The sequence below is a fragment of the Paenibacillus sp. NFR01 genome (genome assembly GCF_900111565.1).
GTDB lineage: Bacteria > Bacillota > Bacilli > Paenibacillales > Paenibacillaceae > Paenibacillus_AQ.
This window is the reverse complement of record NZ_FOIK01000004.1, coordinates 320,146-345,907: the sequence shown is the minus strand read 5'-3', so window position 1 is coordinate 345,907 and position 25,762 is coordinate 320,146. Positions and strand designations below refer to the sequence as shown.

Sequence of the window (25,762 nt, the reverse complement as noted above, 5' to 3'; positions counted from 1 at the left end):
AATAAGAAGGAGGGATGGGAAATGGCGAAAACCAACCGGATTCGAACATCCACGGGCGATAGAGTTTTCGAGATCTGCAATTATATTTTCATGATTCTGCTGATGGTCGTGACGCTCTATCCGTTCATTAATATACTTGCCGTTTCGTTCAACAACGCGCAGGATTCGATCAAAGGCGGAATTTACCTGTTTCCGCGGGTCTGGACCTTGGAGAATTACCAGTATGTATTTAAAGAATCGACGATTTTTCACGCGACCCTGATTTCGATTCTGCGTACGGTCATCGGAACGGTCACTACGGTACTGGGGTCGGCCATGGTTGCGTACACAATCAGCCGGCAGGATTACGTCCTGCGCAAATTTATTACGATCGCCTTTATCCTGACAATGTACTTTAACGGCGGGCTGATTCCGAACTACCTGCTGATGCGCGACATGAACCTCGTCGGAAGCTTCTGGGTATACATCTTTCCGGGGCTCATCGGCGTATTCAACCTGATTATCATCCGCTCGTTTATCGAGAATCTCCCGGAAAGCATTCTCGAATCGGGAAAGATCGACGGGGCCGGCGATTTCAAAACGTTCATCAGCATCGTTCTCCCCTTGACGATGCCCGTGCTTGCAACGGTCGCCTTGTTCTCCGGGGTATACCAGTGGAACTCCTGGTTTGACGTGTTCCTGTACAATTCTTCGAAGATCCACTTAAGTACGCTGCAGTACGAGCTGCAGAAGATCCTCCAGAATTCTACGGCCACCGCCGGTACCACAAGCATGGACGGCATGATCAATGGGGCCAACGGCTCCCAGCAAGGCTCGGTAACGCCTTTGTCCGTCCGGGCAACGATGACGATTGTCGCATCGGTACCGATTATTATGGTCTATCCGTTCCTGCAGAAATATTTTGTCAAAGGCATGATGGTCGGCGGCGTCAAAGGCTGATCTTCCGCCGGCGGGATGCGTGATTCATTCTCTCAAAGCTGTCGAGATTTTTCGGCAGCTTTTTTATGGCATCGGCGATATGAGGATCGGTCAATGTTAGATGGCTTTAGGTCATGGACCGCCGCCTTACCGGTTCCCTATAATCGAATTGCTACATGGATAAGCAAATGTAAGCGGAATCAAGAATCTTAACGATAAGGGTGAACATGCATTGGCCAACCAAAAATCAATGAATCCATACCTTCCTTCCTGGGAATATGTCCCGGACGGGGAGCCCCACGTATTTGAAGGCCGGGTCTATGTCTACGGCTCCCATGACCGTTTCAACGGGCATGCGTTCTGCCTGAACGATTATGTCTGCTGGTCTGCGCCGGAGGACCAACTGGGCGAATGGCGATACGAGGGCGTCATCTACCGTGCTACGGATGATCCGCTGAATCCGCTGGGAAGCATGTGCCTTTACGCTCCCGACGTGACCGTAGGACCGGACGGGCGTTATTATCTCTATTACGTGCTCGATAAACTTCCGGTCGTTTCCGTCGCCGTCTGCGATTCTCCCGGCGGGACCTATCAATTTTACGGGTATGTGAAATATCCCGACGGAACGCGGCTGGGCGAGCGTGAAGGCGACGAACCCCAGTTTGATCCCGGCGTGCTGACCGAAGGCGAACGGACCTACCTCTATACCGGCTTCTGCGCCCCGGGCGATGCGTCCCGAAGCGGCGCGATGGCGACGGTGCTTGGACCCGACATGCTTACCATCGCGGAAGAACCCGTGATTGTTGCGCCAAGCGAGCCGTACAGCCAAGGGACCGGGTATGAAGGCCATGCGTTCTTCGAGGCTCCGTCCATCCGCAAGCGCGGGGATACCTATTACTTCATCTACTCTTCCGTACTGATGCATGAGCTCTGTTACGCGGTCAGCAAGCATCCGACCCAAGGCTTTGAATACCAGGGCGTGATTATCAGCAACTGCGATCTTTATATCGATACGTACAAGCCGGCAGGCAAACCGATGTATTACGGCGGCAATAACCACGGCAGCATCGTTGAAGCGGACGGCAAGTGGTACGTTTTTTATCACCGGCACACCAATGGTACAGCCTTTTCGCGCCAGGGCTGCATCGAGCCGATTGCGTTCCTGCCGGATGGCCGCATTCCCCAAGCCGAGCTTACCTCCTGCGGGGCCGACGGAGAGGCGTTCGAGGGACGGGGAGAATATCCGGCTTATTTGGCCTGCCATTTATTGTGCAGGCACGAAGAACTGTACACGGGCGGTTTTGGCCGCAACGGCGCCTGGATGGATAGCCGGTTCCCGAAAATCACCCAGGACGGACGGGATGGCGACGAGGAGACCGGCTATATCGCCAACATGACGGATTCCGCTACGGCCGGGTTCAAGTATTACCGGTGCGAGGGCATCCGGAAGGTCCATATCAAGGTGCGCGGATATTGCCAAGGCGCCTTTGAAGTGAAGACGGCCTGGGACGGGCCGGTTCTCGGCGAAATCCCGGTAGGCTTTACCAATGTATGGACGGACTATTCCGCCGAAATCGCCATACCGGACGGGAAACAGGCGCTGTACTTTACGTATACCGGACACGGAAGCGCAGCCTTGGCTTCGTTTACGCTTGAATCATGATCTGATGCACGGCCAACGGGAGGAGTGGGGACATGTTAAGGGAAACGCGCGTGGAAAATGGATGGGTCAGGGGGCTGCCGGCGGCGGACCCCCGAATTACCAGCTTTAAGGGGATCCCGTTTGCGGCCCCGCCGGTGGGCGAGAACCGCTGGCGGGCTCCCCAACCTGCGCAGGATTGGGAGGGAATACGGGAAGCGTATGCGTTCGCTCCCATTTCGATGCAGGCGCCGACTGTCATTGATATCAACAATATTTACACACGGGAGTGGGCGGTGGATCCGGCTATTCCCATGGACGAGGATTGCCTGTACCTCAATGTCTGGACCCCGGCTGTCAGCCCCGATGAGAAGCTCCCGGTAATTGTGTGGTACTTCGGCGGTGGGCTGCAGGTCGGCCACACCGCCGAAATGGAATTTGACGGCGAACGGATCGCCCGGCGGGGGATTGTGGTGGTGACGGTAAATTACCGCGTGAACGTGTTCGGGTTTCTCGCCCATCCCGAGATTTCCGCGGAATCCCCTGACGCGCCCGCGAATTTCGGGCATCTGGACCAGCAGGCCGGCGCGCAGTGGGTGAAACGGAACATTTCCGCCTTTGGAGGGGACCCGGATCAAATCACGATCGGCGGGCAATCCGCCGGGGGAGGGAGCGTGCTCAGCCAACTGACGTCTCCGCAAAATGAAGGCCTGTTTCAACGGGCGGTCATTATGAGCGGCCTCTTTCTTCCGGTGTATCCGGACAATCCCGTCCCGCCGTTTCAACAGCCGCTGAAGGAAGCGGAAAAGCAGGGCAGTCGATTTTTTGAATTTTTGGGCGTATCTACCCTGGAACAGGCCAGAAAGCTGGATGCAGCATACGTCCGGGATAAAATGCTGGAGTATGGCGAATTTTGGGGGACGGTGATCGATGACCGGTATTGTACGGAAGATCCGTATCGGCTCTTGCTCCAGGGCCGGCACGGCAGCGTGCCGCTACTTCTGGGCAATACCTCCGATGAATTTGTCAGTGTTCCCGCGGCAGGCAGCGCGGAGGAATTTGAAGCAATGGCTGCCCAAAGATTCGGCGGCAGGGCGCAGCAGTTTCTTCGCCTTTGCGGGGCGGATTCAGGGAATCTGAAGGAGATGCTGGAGAAAGCTTCGGTGAGCAATATCGAATACGCCATCCGGGTTGCCGTTCAGGCCAACAGCGGTTCAGGCCGTTCCGCACCGGTGTATGCATATACCTTCGATGCCGAAATTCCGGGATGGGATCATCCCGGCACCTTTCATTCCGTCGATCTGTGGTTTTATTTCGAAACGCTCGCGAAATGCTGGAGGCCGTTTGTAGGCAAGCATTACGACCTGGCCCGCCAGATGTGCAATTACCTGGCGAATTTCATCGCTTCAGGGGATCCCAACGGGCAGGACGCCAACGGCCAAGCTATGCCCCGGTGGAAGCCGTGCACGGCGGATGCCCCGTTCGCCATGGCTTTTAAGGACCAGGCTGAATTTCAGGAGAAGCCGCCGGGCGAGGTTATGCAGTTTCTGGTCGATGATTTTTATACGCGAAATCCAATGCTGTTGACGGGAGCGGATCCACATGGACAAGGATAATCAGGAGTTAGGCTGGCAGGCGCCGCCGCCGGAGGGATATGACCGCCAAAGGAACAATATTAACCGGGGAACAATCCGGATAGTCGAGTACCCCTCGCAAACGGTGGGCGGCATTCGGCAGGCCATGGTCTATACGCCTCCCGGTTATTCCGCCGTGCAGAAATATGGCGTGCTGTATCTGCTGCACGGGATCGGAGGGGACGAGCAAGAGTGGTATGCCCATGGCAGTCCGCAGACGATTCTGGATAACCTGCATGCCGATGGGCTGCTCAAGCCGATGATTGTCGTGTTTCCCAACGGACGGGCCATGTTGAACGACAGAGCGGAAGGCGATCTGTTTGCTCCCGACAAGCTGCAGGCGTTTGAACGGTTTGAAACGGATTTATTCCAGGAGCTAATCCCTTTTATTGAAGCTCATTATTCCGTCCATACGGATCGGATGCACCGGGGGCTTGCCGGGCTGTCGATGGGGGGAGGGCAAGCGCTGAATATCGGTCTCTCCCACCCTGAAAGGTTTGCCTGGGTGGGGGCATTCTCTCCGGCACCCAACACCAGGGAGCCTCATTTACTGGCCCCGGAGCCGCTGAAGACGGCGGAAATGCTCCGCCTGCTCTGGATTTCCTGCGGGGATCAGGATTCGCTGAAATATGTCAGCGACCGGACCCATGCGTATTTAGCGGAACAGGGCGTACCGCATCTCTGGCTGGAGGAGCCGGGCGACCACGACTGGCCGGTCTGGAAGAACGGATTATACCAGCTGGCTAAACGAATCTTCTGAAAGATGCCTGCTTACTTTACGCGAAAAGGATGTGAAACCATGAACGTTCCTTTAAAGGACACGGAAGACGATGGAGCCCCCATTCCTTTCGGATCAGCGGCCTATCAGGAGATGATTGCCAAATCGCTCCTGTATAAAGGCAACAACAGGAGACTTAAAGCAGCGATAACTAAAGCCAGAAACGGATTGCCCGTAACGCTGGCCTACATCGGCGGCTCGATTACTCAGGGGGCGGGAGCCGAGCCCCTGCACACCCATTGCTATGCGTACAGCTCCTTTGAACAATTCAAAGACATGTTTGTTCCCGGAGACTCTGCAGCCCATGTGCGTCTGATAAAAGCCGGTCTAGGCGGTACGCCCTCCGAGTTGGGGGTCGTCCGCTACGAACGGGATGTACTCCGGGAAGATACAGTTCAGCCCGATATCGTGATCGTGGAGTTTGCCGTCAATGACGCGGATGACGAGACGGAAGGCGTCTGCTATGAAAGTCTCGTATTGAAGGCGCTGAACGGCCCCAACAATCCCGCGGTCATTCTGCTGTTCAGCGTGTTCGAGAATAACTGGAACCTGCAGGACCGGCTGGCTCCTGTCGGCTGGCATTATGAGCTGCCCATGGTCAGCATCAAGGACGCCGTGCTGGAGCAATTCTACAGAACGCGGGCGCAGGGCGGCGTCATCACCAAAAAACAGTTCTTTCACGATATTTATCATCCGACGAACGCCGGACACCGGATCATGGCGGATGCTTTGAGCTGGTTATTCCGGGTTACGGATGCTTCGGATCTCGATACCGCGGAGATAGACACCCGCAAGCCCCCGGTGATCGGCAATGCGTTCGCGGATGTACGGCTGCTGGATCGGCTGAATACGCCCGGCGGCATCCGGATTGCGGAGGGGAGCTTCACGGAGACGGATACCGATCTGCAGCTGGCGGAAATGGATGATCAGGCGCAGGCCTCTCCGCAATTTCCGAATAACTGGATGCATACCGGCGAAACGGGAAATGCGGCGTTTACGGTGACTTTGGCGGGCCGGCGGCTCATCCTGGTCTATAAGGATTCGGCTTCTCCCGATGCCGGAACCGCTGAAATCAGGGTGGATGGCAGGCTCGTCGGCACCGCCGATCCCCATAAGATCCAATGGACGCACTGCCATGCGCTGCTCCTCTACGATACTCCCGAATCCGCCGAACATACCGTTGAAATCAAGATGGCGGTGGGCCATGAACAGAAGCGCTTTACGATTCTGGGCTTCGGTTATGTTTCTTAGCGAAAAAAACGGAGCTGCCTCCTAAGCAGATCAATGATCTGCTTAGTGACAGCTCCTTCCGTTATCTATTATTTGCTTGCCATGGCATCGGCCCGGAGTTTAACGATTTTTTGGGCTTTTTCCGTATCTGCGGCAAGGACGTCATTCCAGCCGAGGCCGACCAGATCGGATTTCAGCTTCGTCCATAACTGATCGAAGTCCGCCTGATTTTTGGAGAAGATCATTTTCCACGAGGTGTCTTTCACATAATCGGAGATCTGGCTCCGTTTGTTCTTGATGTCGGAGGAATCGGTTCCCAGACTGGTGTTGATGTTCGGCACAATGTCGATCATATTGTTTTTGCGGTAATAGTCCGTAGCGTTTACGGCGTCGAACGTCTTCTGCCAATCGGTCGTAAGCGCCGTTTTATTGGCTTCGATTGTGGCGCTCCAGTAATCCTTGTTATAGAATTCGCCGGTATCCGGATCGACCGAAAAATCGCCGACAATCATGCTGTTGATTTTACTTTGCCCGTCCTGATATCCGCCGCCTCCATATTGATCCGGAACCGGGGTATTCTCCTGGAAGGCCGTCTGGCCGATTTCGGTCAGTTTAAATTTGCCGTCCGCCGTTTTTTCGTAGTTGAAGCCTTCAAAGCCGTTGGTGTAGTAGCGGAGTCCTTCCGGAGAAGACATCCAATCCATGAATTCCATAATGCGGTCCGGATTCTTTGCTTTTGCGCCGATGGCGAATACGCGTCCGTTGCCGAAAAAAGCGTCACTGTTCTGAATGATATGCGTGTCGCCAATCGGAACGGCTACGTTCCCGTCGCCTTGCTCGCCTCTTTGAATCGTGTTGTAGAAGCCGCGCTGCCAGGAATACCACAGCAGGAGCACTTGTTTGTTGGTCAGCTTCTCGGACACCTTGTTCCAGTCTTGGGACGGCGAGTCGGGGTCTACAAGGCCCATCTGGTTGGCGTCGAAATAAAATTGGAGAATTTTCTTGTACATGCTGTTGTCGTCGATCAGCGGAACGATGTCGCCTTTGGCATTGACCTGGATCGTTGTCGTTCCGTCGGGCTGTTCAAAGCCGTACCAGTTGCTCAGCCAGCGTACGTTCTCCATGCTTCCGTTATCCCAGTCTTTCCACAAGGTAATGGGAACGATGGGTTTTCCGTCCGGGGTGGCGGGATACTTCTCGTGCATCAGTTTCAATGCGTTCAGCAGGTCGGTCAGGTTGTTCAGCTTGGGCGCCCCGATCCCTTTGTAATAGTCCCAAGGCATGATTGGACTGGAATAAGGGATTTCTTCCGAGAATGTCGTCGGCGAGGTATCCGCTACAAAGGTCGGCAAGCCGTAGATTTTACCTTCCGGATTTACTTTTTCAAAGGCGGCGTTAAAAGGCTTGAAGTGCTGGTCCACGAATTTGGACAAATACTCCGTGTTTTTAACCTTATCCGTAATATCCATAATGAGTCCGGCGGGAATCAGCTCTTCCAGTTGGCTGTTGTCGATAACGAGCAGATCGCCCAGATCGCCCGAAGCCGATCTCGTCTTATAGAGCTGGTCGCCGGCAACCTGAGGGGCCAGAATGTTCAGGGTGATATTGAATTTATCTTTGATCAGTTTTCCGTACCAGCCGGTCTGCTCTCCCTGATAATTCGCCGCATTGTCAAAGACGGTGATCGTCAGCGGCTTGCTGTGATCGATTCCGGTGCCCGGCGCCGCAGAAGCGTTGGTTGCATCCGATGCCTTGGAATTATTGGAATTGTTGGAATTGCTGCTGCAGCCGCTGATTGCGGTGGCTCCCAGAAGCGTTAACGCGGCGAGAGTAAACAACGCCTTTTTGGGCAGGTTTCTGGTTTTGAGCATATTCATCCCCCATATGTTTAGTGGTTTTATTATAACGGCGCGGCCGGGATTACCCCTTGACCGCCCCGATCATAATTCCCTTTACGAAAAAGCGCTGGAACAGCGGATATACCAGCAGGATCGGCGCAACCACGATAATCGTTACGGTCATGCGGATCGACGTGGTGGTCTGCTTGGTCGCCAGGCTGGCCATGGCCGTCGATCCGGCATTCTGCAGGTTGACCATGGTGGACAACGAGCTAGCCTGATTGATGTAGTTGTAGAGAATAAACTGCAGACTGTACAGTTTGCTGTCCGTCACCAGCAGCAGCGTATCCTGGAAGGAGTTCCACTGATTGACGGCCGAGAAGATGGCTACCGTCGCGAGAATCGGTTTGCTGATCGGCAGAATCACCTTAAAAAAGATGGTCAGCGTTCCGGCGCCGTCGATTTCGGCCGCCTGCTGCAACTCCTTGGGCGTGGATTCCACGAACGTTTTGACCAGGATGATGAAGAACGGCGCAACAACCGAAGGCAGGATATAAGCCAAAAAATTGTTGGTCAGGTGCAAGGAACGCATGGTCAGATACCAAGGAATGATACCGGCGTTAAAGAACATGGTGATGATCGTGAAGCGGTACCAGAACTTCTTGCCCCACATATCCTCCTGGGAGAACATGAAGCCAAGGAATGCGGAAGCGCCGACCGTCAATAAGGTGCCGATGACCGTTCTGCCTAAAGAGATGACAAAGGCATTCCATAATCCAGGTATCTTGAACACATCGATGTAATTCTGGAAATGGATTTGCTTGGGCAGGAAGATGACTTCGCCTTTGGCGCTGATATCATTGGCGCTGATCGTGTTGATGATGATCGAGTAGAACGGATAGATGCAAATAAAGGTGAAAAGAGAGAACAGCACATAGACGATCACCATGATCAGCTTGTCGGTTGTGCTGACCTGCATTTTGCTTTTCTTAGCGAAACGGCGCTTCGGTTTGGGCGCCAGCACGATTTCATTGTCGCTCATACGATGCTCTCTCCTCTCAGCAATTTGGATAAGCCGTTCACCGAAAAGAGAAGCACGACGCTGATCAAGCTTTTCAGCATGCTGATGGCTACGGAGACGGAGTAGCTGCCGCCGCCCATGGCCAGGTTGTAGACGTATAGATCGAGAACCTGGATGTTCTCTTTGTTAAAGGCATTTTGAAACACGAAATATTGCTCCAGTCCGTTGTTGAGGAAGCTGGCAATCTGCAACATGAGCAGAACGAAATAAGTCGGCAGCATGCTGGGCAGTACCACGTGGCGGATCACCTGCATTCTTGTCGCACCGTCCACGTAAGCGGCTTCATACAGCGATTCGTCGATGCCCATGATTGCGGCAATGTACAGGATGGCCGACCAGCCGAGCGTTTTCCAGGTCACCCAGGCCCACTGCGTGATCCAGACATGATCCGAATTCTGAAGGAAGAGAATGGGGGAATCGGTCAGGCCGATCTGATGCAGAAAGCCGTTGACGATCCCCTCGCTGGAGAACATGGAGAAGGCCAGGGAGTACACCAGCACCCAGCTGATGAAGTTGGGAAGGGTGGTCACCGTCTGAATAAATTTCCGGAACCGGACCGCCTTGATTTCCGTCAGGAAGATGGCGAAGATCATGGGCAGCCAGGAGAACAGAATGCCGAGCCCGCTGATGCCGAACGTATTTTTGATGACCTGCAGCAATTGGTCGATCTTGACCTGATTTTCGACCAGGGAATGGAACCATTTGAAACCGACAAACGGCGACTGGGATAACGGGATAGGCGGCATATAATCAAAAAAGGAGTACACCCATCCATACAGCGGATAGTAGGCAAACACACCGAGCAATACCATGAAGGGCAGGATGTAAAGAAATTTCCGTATCGAGCTTCTCGTGCCATAAGGGGAGACACGCATTCGAACCACTCCTTCTGTCTAAGAAAGCTTCTCGTATTGTTAGCGCTTTCAGTAATATGGAAATATAATAAAATATCACTTTGAGCCAAACAATGACCTATCCTCACCGGTTATTGATCAATGCTTAGATACTCGGACGCGGGAGGTAATAAGGATGAATATTATCCATTATGTGGAAACGGATGCGACGCATGACAGCAATTTTGTTTTTGATATTCCCCAAGGGCATCAATGCTGGCTCCTGGTCATCACCAAAACCCCCGCCCAATTCTGGGTAGACGGAGTACTCAAGGAATACCCTTCGCATTGTGCCATTCTTTACCGGGCGCACCAGAAGATTTTTTACCGGGCCTGCGACGATTTGTACGTCAACGACTGGCTCCGGTTTTCATCCGATGAGTCTTATGTTTCCAAGACATCCCTGCCGCTGGGCATTCCCTTTGCGCTGGATGATCCGGATTATTGCAGCCGGCTGTTTGAGCTTTTGATTGTCGAGCACAATTTCAACCGGGATTACAAGGAGTCGTCGATTGATTGTTTGCTCCGGACCCTATTCAATAAACTGCTGGAGTCTTATTTCCATGAAGGCTTCAAAGCCCAGTACTATAATCTGCTAAGGCTTCGCAAGGCCATCCAGAGCGACCCGGGCGATTGCTGGAATGTCTCGAAAATGGCGCAGTTCCTGCAGATCAGCCCCGGGTATCTGCAGAGCATCTACAAAAAAACGTTCGGCATCTCCTGCATGGAGGATGTCATCAACAGCCGGATCCGTTTGGCTAAGGAGTATCTCCTCCACAACACCTTGAGCGTGGCCGAAGTTTCTTTTCAATGCGGCTATCATAACGTGGAGCACTTCTGCAGGCAGTTCAAGCAAATCACCGGGCTTTCGCCCCGGAAATTCCAGATGAACAGTGATGAGCCGGAGGCCGTTCAAGATGAGAGGCCGTAAGTAAGCTGGGGGGTCTGCCGGCATCCTCCGTGACCCTTACTTGTGGAAAAAGGAAGGAAGCCCAAAAAGCCGAGCAGCAATCCTCCTGCAAATGGAGAATGACTGCTCGGCTTCCTTTTTCAGTGCCGATTAATCAAGGTGCTTCGCGCTCAGTGTCCGCAGCACGCCATAGATGCCGTTCCACGGTCCGGTCACGTGAAATGAGACCGTGACGGCGGTGCGTCCTTCGGTCCATTCCGCCGGCAGTGGATACAGCACTTCCCGGAAGTTGCGCCGCCAGCTGCCTTCAAAGGCTTCGGTAGCCAGCGTCCGGCCATCCACGCGAAGCTCCAGAACGCCGCTGTCCCATACCGTGCCGAACGTCGCCGCAAGCGTCGTTTCACCCTCCGGCAGTACCTTCAGCGCATAACTAAACCAACCGCCAGCCTCGGCCCGGCGGCCGTTTTGGCCTTCCCAGGTTCCGGCGTAGGTCCGTTCGCCCTGTACCTGATGCTCCAGCTCGTACTGGTCGTTGCCGACCTGAACGCTGTCGAGCGTGGCTTCGCGCAGCCGCTGCTCGCGCGCGCTGCGGTCCAGATGCGCCTGCAGTTCGGACGAGCCCGGCGCCAGGAAGCGCCAATAAATGCCGTAACGCTCCTGATGCTGCTTGTAATGCGGCGTGAAGACGAGACGTTCATCTTCGTCGGTGCCGCGCAGTTCGAAAGCCAGCGGCTCGCCCGCCCGACGGACAAAATGCCGCTCGAAACCGGCGAACCATTCCTCAGGCGTCATGCCTTGCGGAATGATGTAATCTTTGACTGGCCGGTGCATTGTCGGGATGGAGACATCAATCCCTGTCCGGGATTCGCGGAGATCCTCCGCGCCGAGGGCGGCACTGAGCACCACCGGGCCGTATTGGAAGCCGGCCACATTCGGGGCATCCGGCAGCGGGGAATAAAACGGCTGCATTGGCAGCCGCAGCCGCACTTCATCGCCGTGCCGCCAGATCCGTTCGATCAACGCATAACCGTCGGCGGTCTCTGACGGCACTTCTGCACCGTTGACCGTCACCGATATGCCGGTACGGGCCCAATACGGAATACGCAGATGCAGTGCCAATCGGCTGTCCACCGCCTCCGGCAGTTCGAGCGTGAGACGCACCTCGTCGGAATACGGAAGATCCGCAGCGACCTGAAGAACTGCATGCTGTTCCTGCCAGTCCAAGCGGCTGCTGATGTATTGGTTGAGATAAAGATGATGCCCCTGCTGGAAATACAGGCTGTCATTCAGCTTGGTGAAGCTCTCCATGCCGGTTCCCGTGCAGCACCAGAAATGGTTGAACGGCGAGCTGTACACCTTGAAATAACCGGTCGCCATCGGCTGGAAGTACATCGTCATCCCTGTTTCGGGATTCTGCGACGAGAGGATGGCATTCACGTACGTCGTCTCGTAAAAGTCGGCGTATTTGATGTCCCGGGTCAGCTTGAACAGCTCGCGGGTCAGCTTCAGCATGTTATAGCTGTTGCAGGTTTCGCAGGTGATATCGGAGCGTTTGGCGTCCAGAAGATCAGGCGCCCCGAAATGCTCCGATTCGCTGTTGCCCCCGGTCATGTAGGAATGATGGTATACGACCGTATCCCAGAAGCGGCGGGCTGCTTCGTAATAGAAGCTTTCGCTTTCGCCCAGCGTTAAATAGCGGTTCAGCGCGCCGACGAACTTGGGAATCATCGTATTGGCATGTTTGCCCTGGAGTACATCCTTGCCCTCGTAAACGGCCTGGAACAGCGGCAGCTCGTCGAACTGGTGCGCGGCCTCCAGATGGCGGGGATTCCCGGTGATTTTATACAGATCGTACAGACAGTCGTTCATCCCGCCGTACTCCACGGCCAGCACGGTGGCCTGCATCTCATCGTCCCAGCCCGAGGTGCGATCCGCGACCCAGTCGCCCAGCCTGCTCACGATGGCAAATGCGGTTTGCAGTCCCGTCGCTTCATGGACGGCGATCAGGCCGGCAATGATCTTGTGCATCGTGTACCATGGCACCCAAGCCGGCCGCTTCTGCTCGACATTGTCGATGAGCGTTTCCGGAAACGCCGACAAATAGCCGCTGTCCAGCTGGCAGGCCGCCAGCTCCTGAAGGAGATATTCCAGCTTCGCGTAGATCTCTTCATTCCGGCTCTGCGCATAGGCCTGCGCGCATGCTTTCAGATAGTGGCCGAGCGTGTGGCCGCGGATTTCGGTATTTTCCCATCCCGGATAAATTTTCGCTTTCGGCTTCATCCCGGCTACCTCGCGAAACCCGGCCAGCAGCCGGTCCGGCACGTAGCTGAGCAAATAATCCAGCTCCCTTGCAAAGGCATTGCCCTGATATTCCGCCGTAAGCTGGACCCGGTCCAGCGCAAAATCGTTCAGCGGATGCTGCTTCAGCTTCTGCTCCTTCATTTTCGTTCATACCCCTTCCGTATTTTCCCGTCATTAAAGCCCTTACAAGCGTAGCGCGGGCCGCAGTCTACCGTAAATAACAGAAGGTTCGATTTGGTGTCAAAAAGGAAGATGTTGCATTGAAGCATTGCCGGGTTTCTGGTACGTTATGGGGAGTTAAATGTGTGAAAAAGGAGGAAATACGGATCATGCTTGCTTACCGATTCCAGCTGGAGCGGCCCGTGGAAATGGCCATGACCGGCAAGTTCGTTACGAAGGGACCGGGCTGGACCCATTTGTCGCGGACACTCAGGGAATATGAGCTGTTTGTCCCGACCGAGGGAACCCTTTATCTTTCAAACGGCACGGAGCGGCTGGACGTAAACGTGGGAGAATATTTGCTGATGCCGCCGCATACCCTGCAGTTCGGTTACCGGGAGTCCGAGTGCAGCTTTTATTGGCTTCATTTTCATGCCGCCGGGCAGGAAGTCGAACTGGGGGAGGAAGAGCACCGGTACGAAGAAGGCGTTATCGTGCTTCCGCGGATGGGCGAGCTGCGCAGCCTGGATAAGATGGCCGTTATGCTGAAGCAGCTTCAGGATTCCGTACGTTCGTACCGGGAAAAGACGCTGAACGACTATTTGACCACGGCGACTCTGTGCGAGCTGTACAACCAGATGTTCCGCCGGCAAACCCCGTCCAAAAATCAGGCCAAGCAGCAGCTCTATAACGATGTCATCGATTATATTAAATGGCGGAGGCGGGAGCCTCTGAAGGTCAGCGAGATCGGGGAGCATTTCGGCTACAATCCGAAGCACTTATCCGCATTGTTCGCATCGATATCGGGGATCACGCTCAAGCAGTACCTCGTCCAGCAAAAAATGGAGACCGCCAAATTCCTGCTTGCGGACACGAACCGTAAGGTTACGGAGATCGCGGAGCAGCTCGGCTATCCCGACAGCCATCCCTTCATGAAGTCGTTCAAGAAAGCCACCGGACTGACGCCAACGGAATACCGGAACGCTTATGCCGGCCGTCTCGTGAACCATTGATCTTGTATACCAGTTGTGGCTGGAAAAATAAGCAGCCCCGCAGCCAGCGCTCATTGAGCGGAAGCCGCGGGGCTGCCGTGTGTTAACTTTTGATGTATTCCGCAAAATTGTCCTGCAAATACCGGGAATTGATGTCGTCGCGCAGATGATGCTGCACCATCTCCTCGATGTTGCCGCTCTCCTGCCCCAGCATGAAATCGAGGATGAACCGATGCTCGGCGACGATGCCCTCCAGCTTCTCCCGTTTCAGCATATGCAGCCGGCGGTACCGCACGTAATGCACATTCGACTGCTGAATCAGGTTCCAGAGAAACTCGCGGCCGGCCAGCTTGAACATCGTTTTGTGAAAGGCGTCGTCCCAGGCCAGGAACGGCTCCAGCACATCTTCCCCGCGCATCGCCGCCCGCTGCTTCTCCACAATTTCCTTAAGCTCCAGAATGCCTTTGACGGACAGGTTGCCGCACAGGCTGCGGATGATTTCCTTCTCCAGCACGCTGCGGAGATAGATGATCTGCTCGACCGATTCGAGATCGATAAAAGAGACGAGATTGCCCTTTTTCGGATAAATATCGATGTAGGACTCCAGCGAAAGCTGCTTGAGCACGTCCCGCAGCGGCGTTCTGGAGATTTGAAAGCGCTCGGACAACACGGTTTCGCTCAAAATCGCGCCGGGCTTCAGCGTCAGATTCAAAATTTCGGTTTTCAGCGACTGCAGAATTTCTTCTTTAATGGACATAACTTAGGCTCCACGACATGTATTTTTTCAAAAAACAAGACCGTTACATAAAAGGTGGATAATCGATCCTACCTGCTAGTATACATCAAATCCATGACGTTTTAAAAGGAAATGTCGCCACATAACGCGTCGTTTTTAAGCCTTTACTGATTTCAGGGCAGAATTTGTTGACAAAAAGATAGCGCTATTTTATGATCGATTTAAATCTTGTATACAACATACAGGCGACTATGGAGGAGGACAACAGGCATGAATATGACGTGGAGATGGTACGGGGAAGGCAACGACAACATTACGCTCGATCATGTGCGGCAAATTCCGGGGGTAATGGGCATCGTATGGTCGCTGCACGATAAAGTGGCGGGCGAGGTCTGGGAGATGGAACGGATTCAAGAGGTTGCCGACCAGATTACGGCCAAGGGTTTTAGCACTGCCGTCGTGGAAAGCGTCAACGTGCATGACGACATCAAGATCGGCCTGCCGACCCGCGACAAGTATATCGATATTTATATCGATACGATCCGCAAGCTGGCCAAAGTCGGCGTTAAAGTCATCTGCTACAACTTCATGCCGGTATTCGACTGGACGCGCACCGAGCTGTACAAGGAATTGCCGGACGGCTCCAACGCCTTATTTTATGAAAAAGCGGCCATTACCGACAACCCGCGGGAGATGGTCGACCGCATTCTGCAAGGCGCCGGACAATTCACGATGCCGGGCTGGGAGCCGGAGCGGCTGGCAAGACTGGATGAGCTGTTCGCTGCGTATGCCGACGTGACCGAAGATAAATTGTTCGAGAACCTGAAGTATTTCCTGGAGCGCATCATTCCGGTATGCGAAGAGGTTGACATCAAGATGGCGATCCACCCTGACGATCCGGCCTGGCCGATCTTCGGCCTGCCGCGCATCATCCGCAGCCGCGATACGATCCGCCGCTTCCTGGACATGGTGCCAAGCCCGTATAACGGGCTGACCTTCTGCACCGGCTCGCTCGGCACGAACCCGGAGAACGATCTGCCGGCGATGATCCGCGAATTCCATGACCGCATTTATTTTGCCCATATCCGCAACGTCAAGGTGTTCGAGAACGGCGATTTCATTGAAGTGTCGCATCGCGGCCGCGACGGCAGCGTCGATGTGCCGGAAGTCGTTAAGGCGTATTTCGAGAACGGGTACACCGGTTATGTCCGTCCGGACCACGGCCGCCATCTGTGGGGCGAGGAGAAAAACTGCCGTCCGGGATACGGCCTCTACGACCGCGCGCTCGGCATCATGTATTTGCTCGGCGTGTGGGACAGCCTGGAGAACACCAAGGGGGTGAACTGAATGCTGCGCCTGACCAGAAACAGTCTGCAAGAGAAGGCCGCCTGGACGGCGGCGGGCGTCAAGCTGCCGGAATTCGACTACGCACAGGTGGCGGAGAATACGCGCAGTAACCCGCAGTGGGTCCACTTCGGCGCGGGCAATATTTTTCGCGGGTTTGTAGCCAATGCCCATCAGAAGCTGCTGGACGGCGGCATCGCCGATACGGGGATCGTCGCGGCGGAAACGTTCGATTTTGAAATGATCGACAAGGTGTATAAGCCGTACGACAACCTGACGCTGCTGGTGCTGATGTCGGCGAACGGCGAGTTCCATAAAAAAATCGTCAGCAGCATCGTCGAAGGACTGGCCGCGGGCAAGAGCCGCGATGCGGACTACCGGCGCCTGACAGAAATCTTCGAGAACCCGTCGCTTCAAATGGCCAGCTTTACGATTACGGAAAAAGGCTACTCGCTGACCGGGCCAAACGGCGAGTATCTCGGCATCGTGGACAAGGATATCGCCGGCGGGCCGGATACGGCCGTCCATGCGATGAGCGTGGTTGCGGCGCTGGCTTACCGCAGATACGTGAAAGGGCAATACCCGATGACCTTTGTCAGCATGGACAACTGCTCGCATAACGGCGACAAGCTGAAGAACGGCGTCGTGACGATGGCGAAGGAATGGGCGGCGAAAGGGTTCGTCGAAGCGGGATTCGTGGACTATCTGGAGGACGAGTCCAAAATCACTTTCCCGCTGTCCATGATCGATAAAATCACGCCGCGCCCATCCGAAGCTGTACAGGCGGAGCTGCTGAAGCAGGGCATCACGGACATGGATGTGATCGTGACGTCGAAGAACACGTACACCGCTCCGTTCGTTAACGCCGAGATCAGCGAATATCTGGTCATTGAAGACAAATTCACGAACGGCCGTCCGAAGCTTGAGGAAGCGGGCATCATCTTTACCGACCGCGAGACGGTCAACAAGATTGAGACCATGAAAGTGACCACTTGCCTTAATCCGCTGCATACCGCGCTGGCTGTGTCCGGCTGTCTGCTCGGCTATACCTTGATTGCCGACGAGATGAAAGACGATACGCTGCGCGGTCTGGTGGAGATCATCGGCTACAAGGAAGGGCTCCCGGTCGTCGTTGATCCAGGCATCATCCGCCCGAAACAGTTCCTGGACGAAGTGCTGCAGGAGCGGTTCGCCAATCCGTTCATCCCGGATACGCCGCAGCGGATCGCTACCGATACGTCGCAGAAGGTCGGTATCCGCTTTGGCGAGACGATCAAATCGTATGTCCGCAGGGAGGACCTCGATCCGGCTCGGCTTACCGCCATTCCGCTGGCGATCGCTGTGTGGTGCCGTTATCTGCTTGGCGTAGACGATGCAGGCCAGCCGTTTGCGCTCAGCCCCGATCCGCTGCTGGAATCGCTGCAAGCCCGGCTGCAAGGCGCAGCGCTCGGCGACACTGCTTCGAATGTGCGGGCGATTCTTGAAGATGAAGCGCTCTTCGGTGTGAAGCTGTATGAGATCGGTCTCGGGCGGAAGATCGAGGACATGTTCCACGAGCTGCTGGCCGGTCCGGGGGCCGTGCGCAGAACGCTGGATAAATACGTGAAAGCCGGGGTGTAAAGCAGTGGCAAAAGCGTTTATGGATGAAGGGTTTATGCTGGAGAATGCCGTGGCGGAGAAGCTGTACCAGGAGTATGCGGCGCCGATGCCGATCATCGACTACCATTGCCACTTAAGCCCGCAGGAAATTTACGAAAATAAAACCTACCGCAATATTACCGAGGTCTGGCTGTACGGGGATCATTACAAGTGGCGCGCGATGCGCGCCTTCGGCATCGACGAACGCTTCATAACCGGCGACGGATCGGATGAAGAGAAGTTTCATGCCTTTGCCCGGACGCTGCCGGCAGCGATCGGGAATCCGCTGTACCATTGGTCGCATCTCGAACTGCGCCGTTATTTCGGCATTGACGCAGTGTTGAACGAGCAGACGGCGGCTTCCATTTGGGAACAGGCCAACGCCAAGCTGAACGGGCCGGCCTTCGGGGTCAGGGAGCTGATCACGAAATCCGGAGTACAGGTCATCTGTACCACGGACGATCCGGCGGATAGTCTGGAATACCATCTGAAGCTGAAGGAAGACGCCTCTTTCGCGACGAAAGTGCTGCCTTCGTTCCGGCCGGACAAAGCGCTGGAGCTGAACCATCCGGGCTTCCCGGCCTGGCTGGCGCAGCTTGGCGAAGCGTGCGGCAAGGGTATCGTCAGCTACGGGCTGCTGCTGGATGCGCTGGAGAGCCGGGTGGCGTTCTTCCACCAGGCGGGCTGCCGCGTCTCCGACCATGCGCTGAGCGAGGTGCCGTTTGCACCGGCGACGGCGGAGGAAGCCGCGGAGATCTTCAGCCGCGCGGCAGCGGGCAGCCGGGTCAGCCGGGAAGACGAGCAGCGGTACAAAACCCATCTGCTGCTGTTCCTGGGCAAGCTGTACAAGGCGCACGGCTGGGCGATGCAGTACCATATCAACGCCGCACGCAACAACAACACGGTGATGTTCAAGCAGCTCGGCCCCGATACCGGCTACGATACGATGAACGACAGCCTGCTTGCCGGGCCGCTGGGCGGACTGCTGGATGCTTTGGAGCAGCAAGATGCGCTGTCCAAGACTATTCTGTATTCGCTGAATCCGCGCGACAATCACGTGCTGGGCACGCTGATCGGCGCTTTTCAGGGGGAAGGCATTCCCGGCAAAATCCAGCTCGGTTCCGGCTGGTGGTTCAACGATACGAAGGAAGGCATGATCCGCCAGCTGAAGGCGCTCGCCGAACTCGGGCTGCTGGGCAAATTCGTCGGCATGCTGACCGATTCGCGCAGCTTCCTGTCGTATACGCGGCATGAGTATTTCCGGCGCATTCTGTGTAACCTGATCGGCACCTGGGTAGAGAACGGCGAATATCCAGAGGATTACGGGCAGCTCGGCGCGCTTGTGCAGGATATTTCGTACAACAATGCGAAAGCGTACTTCGGTTTCTAGAGAAAAACTTATCGTCGGCTTATAAAGCGGAAGGTCAGCGCTCGTTTAGGGGCGCAGGCCTTCCGCTTTTTTAGGGGCTTCTAACGGACCTGAGAGCCTCTATTCACTGGAAAACACATTATTTCCCAAAATAACGGACCTGAGGGCCGTTATTTTTATGAATTCGACTGAAAACCACCCGAAATGGGAAAATAACGGCGCTGGTGTCCTTTAGCTGAGGGAAATGGCCGTTTTTCTCAAAATAACGGCGCTCATGTCCGTTAGCGAGGGGCAGCCACAGCACATTCCCCAAGATTCAATATAAGTAAAAAATGGAAAAATACTTATGGTGAATCGTAGCCTGTATCCCGCATTCGCCACTATGATTTTTTTGTTTCCAAGATGAACCAAGCGCGTATAATAGGAGTCGAGATTATTCTGCCCCTGGAGGGGTAATATAACTAAAAAAAGTCGGGTGAAGGAATCATGCTGTCATCTTTAAAACGTCTGCTGATCGGCAGACCGCTCAAATCGGAACAACTCGGTGAACAGAAGCTGAACAAAATCAAGGCATTGGCCATCCTGTCCTCCGACGCCCTTTCGTCCGTCGCTTACGGTCCGGAACAAATCCTGCTGGTGCTGATAACGGTCGGCGCGGCCGCCTTCTGGTATTCGATTCCGATCGGAGTCGGCGTTCTGGTCTTATTGTTTGCGCTGGTGCTGTCCTACCGGCAGATCATTCACGCTTATCCGCATGGCGGGGGCGCGTACGTGGTATCGAAGGAAAATCTGGGCAAGTACCCCGGCCTCATCGCCGGCGGTTCGCTGCTTGTCGATTATATATTGACCGTAGCGGTAAGTGTGTCCGCGGGAACGGATGCCATCACTTCCGCTTTCCAAAGTCTGCATCCGTATAACGTCGGCATTGCGGTCTTTTTTGTTGTGCTGATCACGACGCTGAATTTGCGCGGGGTGACGGAATCGGCCTCATTTCTGGCGTACCCCGTGTATTTGTTTGTGCTTGCCGTATTTGTAATGATAGGCGTCGGAATCATCAAAATCCTCAGCGGCGACGTTCCGGAGGGCCTGCATACGCCGCTTGGCACGCCGGTGGCCGGCATTACGCTGTTCCTGCTGCTGCGGGCGTTCGCCTCGGGCAGCTCGGCGCTGACCGGGGTCGAGGCCATTTCCAACGCCATTCCCAACTTCAGGCATCCGGCCCCGGTCAACGCCGCCAAAACGCTGGCCGCCATGGGAATGCTGCTGGGCGGGCTTTTTTCCGGCATCGTCTTTTTAGCCTATTATTTCGGGATCGTTCCGAACGCAGAAGTGACGGTTGTCTCCGAAATCGCCGAAACGGTGTTCGGGCGGAACTTCATGTATTTCTTCATACAAGGTACAACGGCGCTTATCCTCGTGCTCGCGGCAAATACCGGGTATTCCGCATTCCCGCTGCTGGCGGTCAATCTGGCGAAGGATAAATTCATCCCGCGGATGTTTACGGTGCGGGGCGACCGGCTCGGGTATTCGAACGGGATCGTCATCCTCGGTGTGTTGTCCATCGTGCTGATCGTGGCGTTTAAAGGCCAGACCGAGCATCTGATTCCGCTGTATGCCGTCGGCGTCTTTATTCCGTTTACCCTGTCGCAGACCGGGATGATGCTGAAATGGATCCGGCAGAAGCCGGAAGGCTGGCTCGGCAAATTCATTATCAACACGCTGGGCGCGCTGATCAGCTTCGTGGTGGCGATGATGTTTTTCCTGACCAAGTTTCCGCAAGTTTGGCCGGTGCTGATCTTCCTGCCGCTCATTATTCTGCTGTTTTACCGGATCCACAAGCATTACGAGGCCGTGGCCGACCAGCTTCGGGTCACAACCTGCGAGCCTCCGCTTAACATCGAAGGCAATGTGATTATTCTGCCCGTGGCCGGGATTACCAATGTAGTCGAGAACTCCCTGCGTTATGCCCAGTCGCTGTCGCCGCAGCAGATTATTGCCGTGCATGTGCCATTCGAGCGGGGCGACGAGCATGTGTTTGAAGAAAAATGGGAGAAATTCCATCCCGAAGTCCGGCTGGTGACGCTGTATTCGCCATATCGCAGCATCATCCATCCGCTGATCAAATTCATCGATACCGTGCAGCGCAAAGCCGGCGAATCGAACTATCAGGTCACGGTCATCGTGCCGCAGTTCATTCCGAAGAAGGGCTGGCATAATATTTTGCATAACCAGTCGAGCTTGCTCATCCGCACGCATTTGTTGTATCGTCGAAATGTCATCATTACCACTGTACCTTATCATTTAAAAAAATAATCCGGACCAAGGAGGGGCTGCCTTGAAACGAAAATCGTCAGGCTGGGCGGTCCTGCTCCTGTGTCTGCTGGCGCTGCAGCTGCTCACTGCCTGTGCCCAGGCGACGGCGCAGGTGACGGTGAAGCGGGACGGCGGCCTGGAGCTTGCCGCTTCGCTGCGCGTCGATTCCAAGACGGCGGCGCTTGCGGGCAGCGCGGTAGATAAGCTGGAGGACAAGCTGGCCGCTGCCGGAATCGCGCTTCAGCAGACCCGAAATGGCGATACGGTGGAGTACCGCTTCGCCAAATCCTATGCTTCGGTGCGGGATCTGCAGCTAGGGGCCGGCATCGAAGGACTGAATATCGCCGATGCCGACGTGCAGCAGGACCGTCGCTGGTTGTACACCCAATACCGGGTCGCGGTGACGCCCAAGCTGGATGCCTACACCGGCATGCTGGAGAAAGCGGCAGGCCAATGGTCCGACAACCCGCTTGCCAAGCTGCTGGTGCGGACGCTGGCCTTTGATTTCAAGCTGACGCTGCCGCTCGATCTGTACGGCCCGAACAATGCGGACAGCCAAAGCGGAAACACGCTGACCTGGCATATCGCGCTGGCTGATCCGCAGCCCATCGAACTGAGCGTGTATGTGCCGAACGTAAGGAATATCGCAATCGCAGCTGCGGTGATCGTTGCTGTACTGGCGGCGGTTATCCTCTGGATTGTGCGCTCCCGCAGACGCCGCCGCGGGACTCCGGAATGATTTGCCGATGCAAAAAAGACAGCTCCACGACCGGCCGATGCCGGTGTGGAGCTGTCTTTTTTAGTATAAATGATGGAGCCCCGCGATCTTACGCCAGCGACACCGTAAAGCGGAAACTGTAGGCGCGGTTGGCCGGCAACGTAAATTCCTCGTGGACCGGAGCGCCCCAGCTGTCGTCGCCGCCGACGCCCATCTGCTTGTAATTGACTCTGACGACGCTGCGGTGCGAAGCGGGCAGCTTGTAGCCGTGATCGCTGGCTTCCAGCTCCTCGAAGGACCATGGCAGCGCATTGAACTCGAACGGCAGGCTGCCGGTGAAGGTCAGCCCCTTGCCTGGACCGTCGCCTTCCTGCAAGGTGATGGCGGCTTCGCGCACATCCGTTTTGTTGCCGCATTCCTGCGGGCGCAGATACGGCGTGTATTGCTCCTTGACCGTGCCGGCATAACGGCCGAGCTTGGCTCCGGTTTTGCGGTCCCAGTAATTCTCATGCGGGCCGCGGCCGTACCAGTCGAGCCGGCTGAAGCGCTCGTCCAGCACGAAGCGCATCCCGAATTCGGGGATGTCCGGGAGTGAATCGCCGCCCGGCTGCAGCTGCTCCGTCACCTCAACGGAGCCGTCCGGGCGGATTTCATACTCCAGCGTCAGCAGGGAGACCGGCGCGGTCGGCAGGTGATAAACCGAACGCACCCGCACACGGCCGGTTTCGGCGCTCCAGGAGAATTCGGCGAGCTGCCGTCCGGCCGCGGCTTCCCGCCACACGGCGGCGCGGGCCGGCAGCTTGTTGCCGAGGTCGTTGTCCGTTACGGCGCGCCAGAAGTTCGGCGCGGACGGCTCCAGCAGCAGCTCGCGTCCGGCTGCGGCATAAGAGATCCAGTCGCCGGTGGCGGTGCCGAAGGCGACGGAGAAGCCCTCGCCGCCGATACTCAGCTTGCCGCCGTCTTCGGAGGCGGCAAGCGCTCCCCCGGCGGCAACCGGGATTGCGCCTGGAGTTCCCGGCGCAAGCAGGAACTGCTCCCAGGCGATTTCGTGGCCGGCTGCGGCCCAAGCCGTACCTTCGCGCAGCGCCAGGGAGAGGGTCAGCAGGGCTTCCCGCTGCCCGAAAGACGGGAGCAGGCCTGCGGGAAGCGCGATCTCTGCCTCTTCGCCCGGGGCCAGGGCACATTCCAGACGCCCGCCGGCTGCCGGAACGCCGTCCAGCAGCAGCTCCCAGTTCAAGTCGAACTCGCTTAAATCCGTGAACAGATGTTGGTTGCGCAGCCGAAAACGGCCTTCGGCGGCGTTCAGCGCGGTCCATTCGGCGTTCTGGTAACATTTCTTGACCTCGGCAAGTTTCGGCGTGACGGTCCGGTCGGCGAACAGCAGCCCGTTGCCGCTGAAATTGCCGTCATGCGGGGATTCGCCGAAATCCCCCCCGTACGCGAGATAGGAGATGCCGCCTTCCGTTTGGGTACGGATTGCCTGGTCCACCCAGTCCCAGATAAAGCCGCCTTGCAGAATGTCATATTGGTCGAACAGCCGGGTATACAGATGCAGCCCGCCGCACGAATTGCCCATGGCATGGCTGTATTCGCAGAGAATGTAGGGCTTCTGCGGATGATTCCGGGCATAAGCTTCCACGTCATGCGGTTTGATGTACATCGTCGATTCGATATCGGTAGCGGCTGCGGACGGCGGGTAATGGAATACCCCTTCATAATGAACGAGCCGCGCCGGATCGGCTGCCTTCAGGAAATCATGCATGGCGATAAAGTTGTCCCCCCCGAAGGACTCATTGCCGAGCGACCAGATGAGAATGGACGGATGATTTTTATCGCGCTGGAACATGGAATTGCAGCGGTCGAGCACATTTTCGCGCCATTCCGGCCGGCTGCCGGGTACGTTCATCTCGCCAAGTTCCTGCTGTCCGTAGGTCCAGGAGCCGTGGGTTTCGAGATTCGTTTCGTCAATGACATACAGCCCGTATTCGTCGCACAGCTCGTACCAGACCGGCTGATTGGGGTAATGCGAAGTGCGCACGGCGTTGATATTGTATTGCTTCATCAGTAGGATGTCGGTCAGCATTTCTTCCCGGCCCAAGGCCCGGCCCGTCTCGCAGGAGAATTCATGGCGGTTCACGCCTTTGAAGACGATCCGTTTGCCGTTCAGTTTCATCAGCCCGCCGTCCAGCTCGAAGGCGCGGAAGCCGACCTTACAGCCGGCCGCTTCCAGCAGCAGCCCGTTTCCGTCCAGAAGAGAGAGTGTCAGCGTGTATAAATACGGCGATTCCGCGCTCCATTTCTGCGGATTCTTCACATGTCCCGACAATGTCAGGCTTTGCTCGTTTCCCGCGGCGAAATGAAACCGTCCGCTCACCGCATCATCCCAAACCGGTTGCCCCGACGCGTCGTAGAGCCGGGCCTCCAGGGTGCAGCCGTCCGGCCGGGCCGCGAAGTAATCCTCAAGCTGAATCTCCACTTTCAGGTCGGCATGCTCATAATGGTTGTCCAGCTCCGTATGCACGAAGAAGTCGGTTACGCGCACCGGCGGCGCCGTGTACAGATAAACGTCGCGGAAGATGCCGCTCAGGCGCCAGAAATCCTGATCCTCCAGCCAACTGGCGTCGCACCAGCGGTAGACCTCGACGGCCAGCGTGTTCTCCCCTTCCGTCAGGTAGGCCGTAATATCGAATTCGGCAGGCGTGAACGTATCCTCGCTGTAACCGGCGAGCTCGCCGTTCACCCAGACGTAAAAGGCGGATTCCACGCCCTGAAAGCTGAGGAACACCGGTTGGCCGGACCAATCGGCAGGCACCTCGAAGCTGCGGATATAGGAACCGACCGGGTTGTAACGCGTCGGGGCGAACGGCGGCTTCAGCTCCGGCTCCGACTCCGCCCACGGATACCGGACATTGGTGTATTGAGGATAATCGTAGCCTTGGAGCTGCCAGTGCGACGGGACGGCAATCTCCGCCCACCCGCTGCAGTCAAAGCCGGTCTTGTAAAAATCGGCGATACGAAGCTCCGGCGTTTCGGCAAACGAAAATTTCCAGGTTCCGTTCAAGGAACGGTATCTTGGCGAAGTTTCAGGCTTCCCGGAGCGGGCCTGTTCCTCCGCCGGAAACGACATGAATGCGGCATGGGCCTTCAGCCGGTTTAGTTCAAAGATTTCCGGATTGTTGTTCCATTCCGGATAGCCGTTTTGTGGCGGCGCATAGTTCCATTTTGCACGCACAGCAAACATCCCCTTGTAGTATACTCAAAATATATTCAT

Annotated in this window: 18 protein-coding genes; 12 read left to right on the top strand and 6 right to left on the bottom strand. The window is 55.9% G+C overall.

The window, feature by feature from the left end; translation table 11 throughout:
• Positions 1-21: 21 nt before the first annotated feature.
• From BMW84_RS18855 to BMW84_RS18835, 5 genes are all read left to right on the top strand, one after another.
• Positions 22-939 (top strand): carbohydrate ABC transporter permease, encoded by a 918-nt coding sequence (locus tag BMW84_RS18855; protein WP_091071050.1) that lies wholly within the window; start codon positions 22-24, stop codon positions 937-939.
• 229 nt (positions 940-1,168) lie between these two features.
• Positions 1,169-2,581 carry a family 43 glycosylhydrolase gene (locus BMW84_RS18850; RefSeq protein WP_091071197.1) on the top strand — a complete coding sequence of 471 codons (1,413 nt, stop codon included), beginning with the start codon at positions 1,169-1,171 and terminating at the stop codon, positions 2,579-2,581.
• A 32-nt stretch (positions 2,582-2,613) separates the two neighbouring features.
• Positions 2,614-4,173, top strand: a complete 1,560-nt coding sequence (locus BMW84_RS18845; protein WP_091071048.1) for a carboxylesterase/lipase family protein — start codon at positions 2,614-2,616, stop codon at positions 4,171-4,173.
• Positions 4,160-4,951, top strand: coding sequence for an alpha/beta hydrolase (locus BMW84_RS18840; protein WP_091071046.1), 792 nt, complete (start codon positions 4,160-4,162; stop codon positions 4,949-4,951). Before BMW84_RS18845 ends, BMW84_RS18840 begins: the two co-directional genes overlap by 14 nt.
• 39 nt (positions 4,952-4,990) lie before the next feature.
• A complete protein-coding gene (locus tag BMW84_RS18835; RefSeq protein ID WP_254773041.1) occupies positions 4,991-6,220 on the top strand; it encodes an SGNH/GDSL hydrolase family protein in 1,230 nt (409 codons plus the stop codon).
• 68 nt (positions 6,221-6,288) lie between these two features.
• On the opposite strand, the gene BMW84_RS18830 is transcribed toward BMW84_RS18835, so the two are convergent.
• From BMW84_RS18830 to BMW84_RS18820, 3 genes are read right to left on the bottom strand one after another with little or no spacing between them, the layout of a single operon-like run.
• Complete coding sequence (locus tag BMW84_RS18830) at positions 6,289-8,070, bottom strand: extracellular solute-binding protein (RefSeq protein WP_175498898.1); 1,782 nt, start codon at positions 8,068-8,070, stop codon at positions 6,289-6,291.
• A gap of 49 nt (positions 8,071-8,119) precedes the next feature.
• The gene (locus tag BMW84_RS18825; RefSeq protein WP_217646143.1) at positions 8,120-9,079 is read right to left on the bottom strand and encodes a carbohydrate ABC transporter permease; all 960 of its coding nucleotides are present in this window, start codon (positions 9,077-9,079) and stop codon (positions 8,120-8,122) included.
• The gene (locus BMW84_RS18820) at positions 9,076-9,993 is read right to left on the bottom strand and encodes an ABC transporter permease subunit (protein WP_091071042.1); all 918 of its coding nucleotides are present in this window, start codon (positions 9,991-9,993) and stop codon (positions 9,076-9,078) included. The genes BMW84_RS18825 and BMW84_RS18820 overlap by 4 nt, the downstream gene beginning before the upstream one ends.
• 154 nt (positions 9,994-10,147) lie before the next feature.
• Here BMW84_RS18820 and BMW84_RS18815 point away from each other — a divergent pair, with 154 nt between their 5' ends.
• Positions 10,148-10,942 carry a helix-turn-helix transcriptional regulator gene (locus tag BMW84_RS18815; RefSeq protein ID WP_091071040.1) on the top strand — a complete coding sequence of 265 codons (795 nt, stop codon included), beginning with the start codon at positions 10,148-10,150 and terminating at the stop codon, positions 10,940-10,942.
• A gap of 129 nt (positions 10,943-11,071) precedes the next feature.
• Here the strand turns inward: BMW84_RS18815 and BMW84_RS18810 are convergent, their stop codons facing one another.
• Positions 11,072-13,363, bottom strand: coding sequence for a glycoside hydrolase family 127 protein (locus tag BMW84_RS18810; protein WP_091071037.1), 2,292 nt, complete (start codon positions 13,361-13,363; stop codon positions 11,072-11,074).
• 188 nt (positions 13,364-13,551) lie between these two features.
• Here BMW84_RS18810 and BMW84_RS18805 point away from each other — a divergent pair, with 188 nt between their 5' ends.
• A complete protein-coding gene (locus BMW84_RS18805; RefSeq protein ID WP_091071036.1) occupies positions 13,552-14,394 on the top strand; it encodes an AraC family transcriptional regulator in 843 nt (280 codons plus the stop codon).
• A gap of 82 nt (positions 14,395-14,476) precedes the next feature.
• On the opposite strand, the gene BMW84_RS18800 is transcribed toward BMW84_RS18805, so the two are convergent.
• Positions 14,477-15,130 (bottom strand): GntR family transcriptional regulator, encoded by a 654-nt coding sequence (locus BMW84_RS18800; RefSeq protein ID WP_091071034.1) that lies wholly within the window; start codon positions 15,128-15,130, stop codon positions 14,477-14,479.
• A 249-nt stretch (positions 15,131-15,379) separates the two neighbouring features.
• Between BMW84_RS18800 and uxuA the strand changes: the two genes are divergently transcribed.
• From uxuA to BMW84_RS18775, 5 genes are all read left to right on the top strand, one after another.
• The gene (uxuA, locus tag BMW84_RS18795) at positions 15,380-16,456 is read left to right on the top strand and encodes a mannonate dehydratase (protein ID WP_091071033.1); all 1,077 of its coding nucleotides are present in this window, start codon (positions 15,380-15,382) and stop codon (positions 16,454-16,456) included.
• Positions 16,457-18,073 carry a mannitol dehydrogenase family protein gene (locus BMW84_RS18790; protein WP_091071031.1) on the top strand — a complete coding sequence of 539 codons (1,617 nt, stop codon included), beginning with the start codon at positions 16,457-16,459 and terminating at the stop codon, positions 18,071-18,073.
• Between the two features lie 19 nt (positions 18,074-18,092).
• Positions 18,093-19,481, top strand: a complete 1,389-nt coding sequence (gene uxaC / locus BMW84_RS18785; protein WP_091071194.1) for a glucuronate isomerase — start codon at positions 18,093-18,095, stop codon at positions 19,479-19,481.
• A 465-nt stretch (positions 19,482-19,946) separates the two neighbouring features.
• A complete protein-coding gene (locus tag BMW84_RS18780) occupies positions 19,947-21,773 on the top strand; it encodes an APC family permease (protein ID WP_091071030.1) in 1,827 nt (608 codons plus the stop codon).
• A gap of 22 nt (positions 21,774-21,795) precedes the next feature.
• Positions 21,796-22,512, top strand: coding sequence for a DUF3153 domain-containing protein (locus BMW84_RS18775; RefSeq protein WP_091071028.1), 717 nt, complete (start codon positions 21,796-21,798; stop codon positions 22,510-22,512).
• 88 nt (positions 22,513-22,600) lie between these two features.
• Here the strand turns inward: BMW84_RS18775 and BMW84_RS18770 are convergent, their stop codons facing one another.
• Positions 22,601-25,723 carry a beta-galactosidase, LacZ type gene (locus tag BMW84_RS18770; protein ID WP_091071026.1) on the bottom strand — a complete coding sequence of 1,041 codons (3,123 nt, stop codon included), beginning with the start codon at positions 25,721-25,723 and terminating at the stop codon, positions 22,601-22,603.
• Positions 25,724-25,762 lie beyond the last annotated feature (39 nt).